Origin of the sequence: Streptomyces sp. NPDC127595, assembly GCF_042671685.1 — a bacterium.
Lineage (GTDB): Bacteria > Actinomycetota > Actinomycetes > Streptomycetales > Streptomycetaceae > Streptomyces.
On record NZ_JBHXWK010000016.1, the window covers coordinates 190084 to 196219 of the forward strand.

The window sequence follows — 6136 nt, forward strand, 5'->3', positions numbered from 1 at the left end:
CCGGCTCATGGGTTTTCTGGAGTCCCGCAAGAACCTCGTCGGGAGCGCGGGCGGGATCGCCGGGCTCGCGCTGACCTTCACCGGACTCGCGGGCGCGTACTGGCCCGCCGTCGTCCTCGGTCTGTACGGAGCGGGCGCCCTGATCGCCCCGCCGGAACGCCCGCCGCTCCCCGACTTCCCTGACCCGTCCGCCCAACTCGACGAACTGCGCGGCGATTTCGGCAAGCTGCGCGAGTACCTGGACGGCATCGAACTGCCGCCCGCGGCCGCCGGACGCCTCACCGAGCTCACCGAGCTCCTCGCCGCCCTGCTCGACCCCGGCTGGGTCGCCGCGGTCCTCGCACAGGACCCGGAGGGCGTGCACGCCCTGTCCCGTGCCGTACGGCAGGACATTCCCGAGGCCGTCGACACCTTCGTACGGACGAGGTGGTGGACCCGGCTGACACCTGGCACCGAACCACCGGAACGCCACCTGGAGCGCCAACTCGCGCTGCTGCACGAGGAGTCGGAGCGGCTTGCGACTCAGCTCCGGGAGACGGAGGCTCGGCGGCAGGAGTCGCACACGCGGTATCTGGAGGACCGGGGGCGCTCGCAGTAGGAGCGTTTCCCCAAAAGAGCTAACCGCCGGTCCTGTCGCTCAGCACCACGATGATCATCAGGATCAGCACAGCCAGGATCAGCAGACCTACCTTCAGCGCCGCCGGCCATGGCTGTTTCTCCACCGGCGGCGCGACGGGCAGCGGAACCGGCGCCGGTCCGTTGAACACGTCGTGCCCCGTGACCGCCGCCCGCGTGCACCACGGGCAGGTCGGCAGATGAGCCCCGTACGCGTGCAGCGGGCGGGCCTGGCAGACCCGTACGAGCGCGCGTTCCCGGTCCAGGGCGCGCAGCCACGCCTCCGCCGTGGGGCGCGCGGCGGGGGCCTGCACCCCGGGGCCGAAGGCGGCGCGGGCCAGTGTGAGGAGTTCCGGCGGCAGTACGGAGGGGTCGACGGTGCCGCGCGGGATGACGACGAGCTCGGGGCGTACGACGTAGGAGCAGCTCGCCGCGATGTTGTCCTTGACGGTCGACTCGGAGGCGCTGTCGTGCGGGACGCCCCCGAAGGGGTGGTTCCCGGCTGTGAGCAGTTGGTAGACGAGGACGGCGAGGGCGAAGTCGTCGGTGGCGCGGGTGGCGGGGCCGCCGGCCTGGCGCTCGGGGGACGAGTAGTCGGTGGTGTGCATCAGGCAGGGGAAGAGTTCCCCGGTCACCGGGTCGGTGAAGGCGATCGAGTCGCAGTCGAGGAAGGTGATGAAGCCGTGCCCGTCCACGACGACGTTGCTGCTGGAGAAATCGCCGATGACGAGGTTGTCGTAGTGCATGCGGGCTGTCATGAAGGCGAGGTTCCAGGAGACGCCGAGCAGGAAGCGCCAGTCGGCCCGCTCGGGGAACAGTTTGAGGCGCTGGGCGCGGGTGAACAGGCCGACGAGCTGGACGTGTTGGGGTTCGCCGAAGCGGCGCATGGCGTAGCCGAGGAACTCGCCCTTGGGGCCGCGGGCGAGCGCGGTGGGCCAGGCCAGTTCGGGCGGCTGGGAGGCGTTGGTGGGGCGGGCGGCGAGCGGTGACATGGTCAGCATCCGGGTCAGCCTGCGCTCCTGCTCGGGACCCGGCGGCTCGCGGTAGAGCTTGACGACGATGCCGTCGTCGCCGACGACCGGGAAGACGGCCGCCTGCCCGCCGCCCTTCAGGGGCAGTTCCGCCAGCACGACGGGCTTCCCGTCCAGGAACACCGTGAGGCCGCTCATGGCCGCACCTTGCGCACGGCCCGCAGCAGGGTCTTGTCGTCGGCGTTCAGGGCGGTGAGACGGTCCGATCTGAGCAGCGTGGCGAGTCCCTCGTGGGAGTCGTCGCTCACCGTGTCGAGGGACCTGAACACGGCGTCGGCGAAAGAGGTGTTGGGTGACTGCGCCCCGGAGCCGGACCGGGTGAGCGCGGCCTGTACGAGCCCGTCGGTGGACAGCAGCACCCCGTCGATCCCCTCGTCGGACACACAGTCGGTGTGCACCCAGCGGGCCGCGTCCGGCGAGGTGAGGAAGACCGTCTCGTTGCTGTACTCGCTGGCCGCCCGCGCCTGCGGCAGCAGATGGAACTGCCGCTCCCCGTCCTCCGTACCGGCTCGCAGTACGACGAAGCCGTCGCCGACGGTGAGATGGCCCAGCCAGCCCGGGGCGAGCACCACGACGGTGAGGGTGGTGGCGAAGTCGGCGGCGTCGGCGCCCGTGGTGTCCAGGAACATCTTGCTGACCTCGTGGAAGGCGTCTTCGAGCAGTTCGTGGACGGCCTCTCCGGGCTGCCGGTCAGACGCCGCGTCGGCCCGCCGCGCGAAGTGCTCGACGGCCAGCTCGACCGCGAGCCTCGACCCCTCCTCGGAGCGCGGCCGGCTGCCCGCGCCGTCCGCGACCGCGAGGACCGCCGTGCGCCCCGACACCTTGGACGCGCAGGCGTCCTGGCAGGGCAGGCCCTGGCGCCGGTGGCGATAGCCCTCGACGCTCATGCCGTGGACGCGCCACGAGGAGTCCAGCTTCTCCGCTCCGGCCATGGGTCAGGATTCCCAAGCCGGGCGCTGGGTTTTGAACTGGCTGAAGATCTTCTCGAAGACCTCGTCGCCCGCGCCCTTCTGCTCGGCGTTCGCGCTCGCCGACATCATCTGGAGCAGTTCGCGGAACGGGAATCCCTGGAGCCTGGCGTTGAACTTCGGCGCGAACGCCTGGAGCACCTGTTCGCCCCTGTCCGTGATGCCGCCGACCCCTATCGCGTACAGCCGGAAGCGGCGGGCGCTCTGCTCGTCGGCAAGTACGGGGATCAACCGGTGCCAGGAGTCGGTGAGATGGCCCGTGCCGTCGGTGGGCAGGCCGTCGGTGACCAGGCAGATCTGCGGGCGGTAGTACTGGAGTCCGGAGGCGCGCAGTTCGGCCTTGCGGGCCGCGACGATGTGCATCGACAGCTCCAGCGCCTCCGTCATCAGGGTCACCCCGGCGGCGGTGAGCTGCGGCGGCCGGAACATGTGGGCGGGCACGAAGGGGCTCACCGGGGCGCGGGAGTCGAGGAGTTGGGGCCCGCGCCAGGCGGCGACCCCCTGGCCGCCGAAGGTGACGACGGCGACCTCGACGCTGTAGCTGAGACTGACGTCGTCGTGCAGCTCCCGGGTCCACTCCATCAGCGCGTTGTTGAGCGTCTGGATGGGCGGCCCCGCCATGGAGCTGGAGGTGTCGAGGCAGAGCACCAGCGGCATTCTCTGCGCGTTGTTCTCGAACTCGATGTCGGCGTACTCCGCCGGCATCGTGGGCGGGTGTTCGCTGTACATCTCGGTGTCTCTTCTCCTGGTCTCAGGGTCGTACGGGTCTCTGGGCCATGCGGGTCTCTGGGCCATGCGGGTCTCAGGGCCGGGTGCCTTTGGCGTGCCGTCCCGTGGTGGGCGGGAAGGCGTAGAGGACGTCGGAGTCGCGCTCGCGTGCGTCCGTGACGTCGACGAGTCCGCCGGGGGCGGGCGGCGGGCGGCCGGGCTCCGCCCACACCGCGCGGTACAGCACGCGGTCGAGCTCGACGTAGCCCTGCGGGTGCAGTTCGGTGCGCACGACGGCGGACCTCGCGGGGCCGGGAACATTGCCGACCCGACGCCCGTACCGGGGGCCGGGCGTGGTCCTCAGGTGGGTGGTCTTCTCGTCGGCCGTGTGGGTGTGCGCGGTGGGGACCGTGCCGCCGCCCGCCGCGGCGAGGACGCGGCGGGGCGCCGCGCGGGAGGAACGGCGGATGGCCAGCACGAGGGCGGCGAGCAGGGCGACCAGGAGGGCGGCCATGAGGATGAGGAGGGGATCGGGGTACCAGGACTCGCCGTTCGTTGAGCCGGGGTACGACTTCAGGGGGCGATAGGCGCCGTCGGCTGCGTCGATCAGGTCCTGGCCCTTGATCGGGCCGGACGCCAGCTTGTCGCACAGACTCTTGAGGTCGGTCGGGGCGGTTAAACCGCAGAGGGACAGGTTCGCCAGATCATCCCGGGCGGCGTCCGGCAGGTCGTCGATCGTGGCATCCTCCGCCACCCAGCCGGTGCCCGCCAGCAGGAGGAGCGCCGTTCCACCCCCGCCGGTCTTCGCACGCGCGGGCACCACCACCACGAGGTTCTCGCGGTGGTCCCGCAGGGTCTTCTCGGCGTCCCCTCGGTAAGGGTCCTTGGCGTCGAACGGCACCTCGTCGTCCAGGGTGACCGGGACGATCTCCTTCTCCACCGAGGACGACCAGCACTTGAGCCGGGCCCCGAAGTCCTTGTCGCATGCGTCGGCCGCCACCGCCCCCACCGGAAGCAGAGCGAAAACCATTCCGAAGAACACCGCGCACAACAGTGAACGCCTCATGGGCAACCCCCCGTGGCCTAAAAGGCACTCGCCCATAGTGAGGGCAACCGGCGTGCGCCCGAAAGGGGTTTGGGCACACCACGGGTTTCACTTCTACAACTTGAACACCTGATGGCAGCGAGTGAACATCTGCCTCGCCCGTTCCACCCAATCACTGGCCAAAGCATCGAAATCCGTTTGCGTCATCCGGCAGGTCAGCGGCAGATCACAGACCCCGGCAAGACAGGGCCGCGGCCCCCGTACGTCCCATACGGAGAGCATGGGATTCAGTTGTTCGGTATTCCACGCGTTCGACGCGGCGGCGGCGACGGCCAGTTGATCCTGGCGCAGATAATGACCATCGGTCGCGAAGGCGACGAGCAGCCGTTTGGTGGTCATGAATCTCACGGTGACCATCCGGCCCGTTTCCTGGAGATCGAACTGCATGGAAACGGAAACGGTGTCGGTCATGGTGTGGTAATTCCGCCCGGCCACCCATGTCTGTACCAACCCCCGCCAGTGCACGCCGATTTCAAGTGCCTCGGGCTCCCGGCCGGGGAAGCGCGTGGGCGAGGAGTCAGGCGTCGCCACGGCCCACCGCCTCGGCGACCATCGCGTCGGTCAGCCCGGCGTCCAGCAACGCCTGGGCGTGCAGCAGCAGACACGAGGGCACCGACACACTCGTACCGGCACCGCGGCCCGCTGCCGCGGCCTTGCGGCGGTCGGCAAGATCAGTCGTACGCACCTTGATGCTGTGGGCCACGGTCGGCGGGGGCCAGGACGCCGGCTTCGGGGTCTCCTCCAGCAACGCGGCGAGCAGCTCGTCCAGTTGGGGCCGGTCCTCGGGCCGCTTGGCCAGACAGCGCGCGATCAGTTCGCGTGTCTCCGCGGGTACGGCGTCGAGTTCGGGCTCGCTCTGTACGACCCGGAAACGCACGGCGTCCCCGCTTCCGAACGGCGGCCGGCCGGTCAGGGCGTACACCAGCACCCCGCCGAGGGAGAAGACGTCGGTCGGCGGTCCCACCGGCGCCCCCTGGATCTGCTCGGGCGACATGAACGGCGGTGTGCCGACCACGATGCCGGTCTGGGTGAGCCCGGGTACGCCGTCGACCCGGGAGATCCCGAAGTCGATGACGCGCGGACCGTCGGAGGCGAGGAGTACGTTCGCCGGTTTGAGGTCCCGGTGCACGACGCGGGCGGCGTGGATGGCCTGGAGCGCCTCGACGAGGCCGGCGCCCAGCTGCCGTACCTGCGGCTCGGGCAGTGGCCCGTCGGTGCGGACCGCCTCGGCGAGCGAGGGGCCCGGCACGTACATCGTTGCCAGCCAGGGCAGTTCGGCCCTGGTGTCGGCGTCGACCACGGCCGCGGTGTACGCGCCGCTGACCACCCGCGCGGCGGCGACCTCGCGCGCGAACCGCTCCCGGAACTCGTGCTCCGCGGCCAGTTCGGCCCGTACCACCTTCACCGCGACCTCGCGCCCGGCCGGCGAACGGCCGAGATACACCCACCCCATCCCGCCGGAGCCCAGCCGCCCGACGATGCGGTAGGGCCCGATCTTCAAGGGATCACTGACGGGCGTACGCACCCCGCTCACCTCACTCCAGGGTTCGTTGCAGGATGTCCTGAGTGTCCCGCGAAATCCCGGTCGGGGCGGAGCCGATGCGAAAAATATCGGCGGAGTCGATGGCGGAGAACACGAGAGGGCCCGGGTGCCCGCACGCCGTTGTGCGGGGCCCCGGGCCCGCTCGTGTTTCCGTCACCGCGGCCCG

General features: G+C 70.5%; 7 protein-coding genes. 1 reads left to right on the plus strand and 6 read right to left on the minus strand.

Going from position 1 to position 6136, the window contains the following annotated elements; all coding sequences use genetic code 11:
- The first annotated feature begins 7 nt into the window (after positions 1 to 7).
- A complete protein-coding gene (locus tag ACFVKT_RS36860) occupies positions 8 to 598 on the plus strand; it encodes a hypothetical protein (RefSeq protein ID WP_385740192.1) in 591 nt (196 codons plus the stop codon).
- Positions 599 to 617: 19 nt separating this feature from the next.
- On the opposite strand, the gene ACFVKT_RS36865 is transcribed toward ACFVKT_RS36860, so the two are convergent.
- The 6 genes from ACFVKT_RS36865 to ACFVKT_RS36890 all read right to left on the minus strand — a co-directional run bounded on the left by ACFVKT_RS36865 (position 618) and on the right by ACFVKT_RS36890 (position 5952).
- On the minus strand, positions 618 to 1784 hold the full coding sequence (locus tag ACFVKT_RS36865; RefSeq protein ID WP_385740159.1) for a hypothetical protein: 1167 nt from the start codon (positions 1782 to 1784) through the stop codon (positions 618 to 620).
- Positions 1781 to 2578 carry a PP2C family serine/threonine-protein phosphatase gene (locus tag ACFVKT_RS36870; RefSeq protein WP_385740162.1) on the minus strand — a complete coding sequence of 266 codons (798 nt, stop codon included), beginning with the start codon at positions 2576 to 2578 and terminating at the stop codon, positions 1781 to 1783. The genes ACFVKT_RS36865 and ACFVKT_RS36870 overlap by 4 nt, the downstream gene beginning before the upstream one ends.
- Positions 2579 to 2581: 3 nt before the next feature.
- The gene (locus ACFVKT_RS36875; protein WP_385740165.1) at positions 2582 to 3343 is read right to left on the minus strand and encodes a hypothetical protein; all 762 of its coding nucleotides are present in this window, start codon (positions 3341 to 3343) and stop codon (positions 2582 to 2584) included.
- Positions 3344 to 3416: 73 nt separating this feature from the next.
- A complete protein-coding gene (locus ACFVKT_RS36880; RefSeq protein ID WP_385740168.1) occupies positions 3417 to 4388 on the minus strand; it encodes a hypothetical protein in 972 nt (323 codons plus the stop codon).
- Positions 4389 to 4481: 93 nt separating this feature from the next.
- Positions 4482 to 4958 (minus strand): hypothetical protein, encoded by a 477-nt coding sequence (locus tag ACFVKT_RS36885; protein WP_385740171.1) that lies wholly within the window; start codon positions 4956 to 4958, stop codon positions 4482 to 4484.
- The gene (locus ACFVKT_RS36890; protein WP_385740174.1) at positions 4945 to 5952 is read right to left on the minus strand and encodes a serine/threonine-protein kinase; all 1008 of its coding nucleotides are present in this window, start codon (positions 5950 to 5952) and stop codon (positions 4945 to 4947) included. The genes ACFVKT_RS36885 and ACFVKT_RS36890 overlap by 14 nt, the downstream gene beginning before the upstream one ends.
- Between the last annotated feature and the right edge of the window lie 184 nt (positions 5953 to 6136).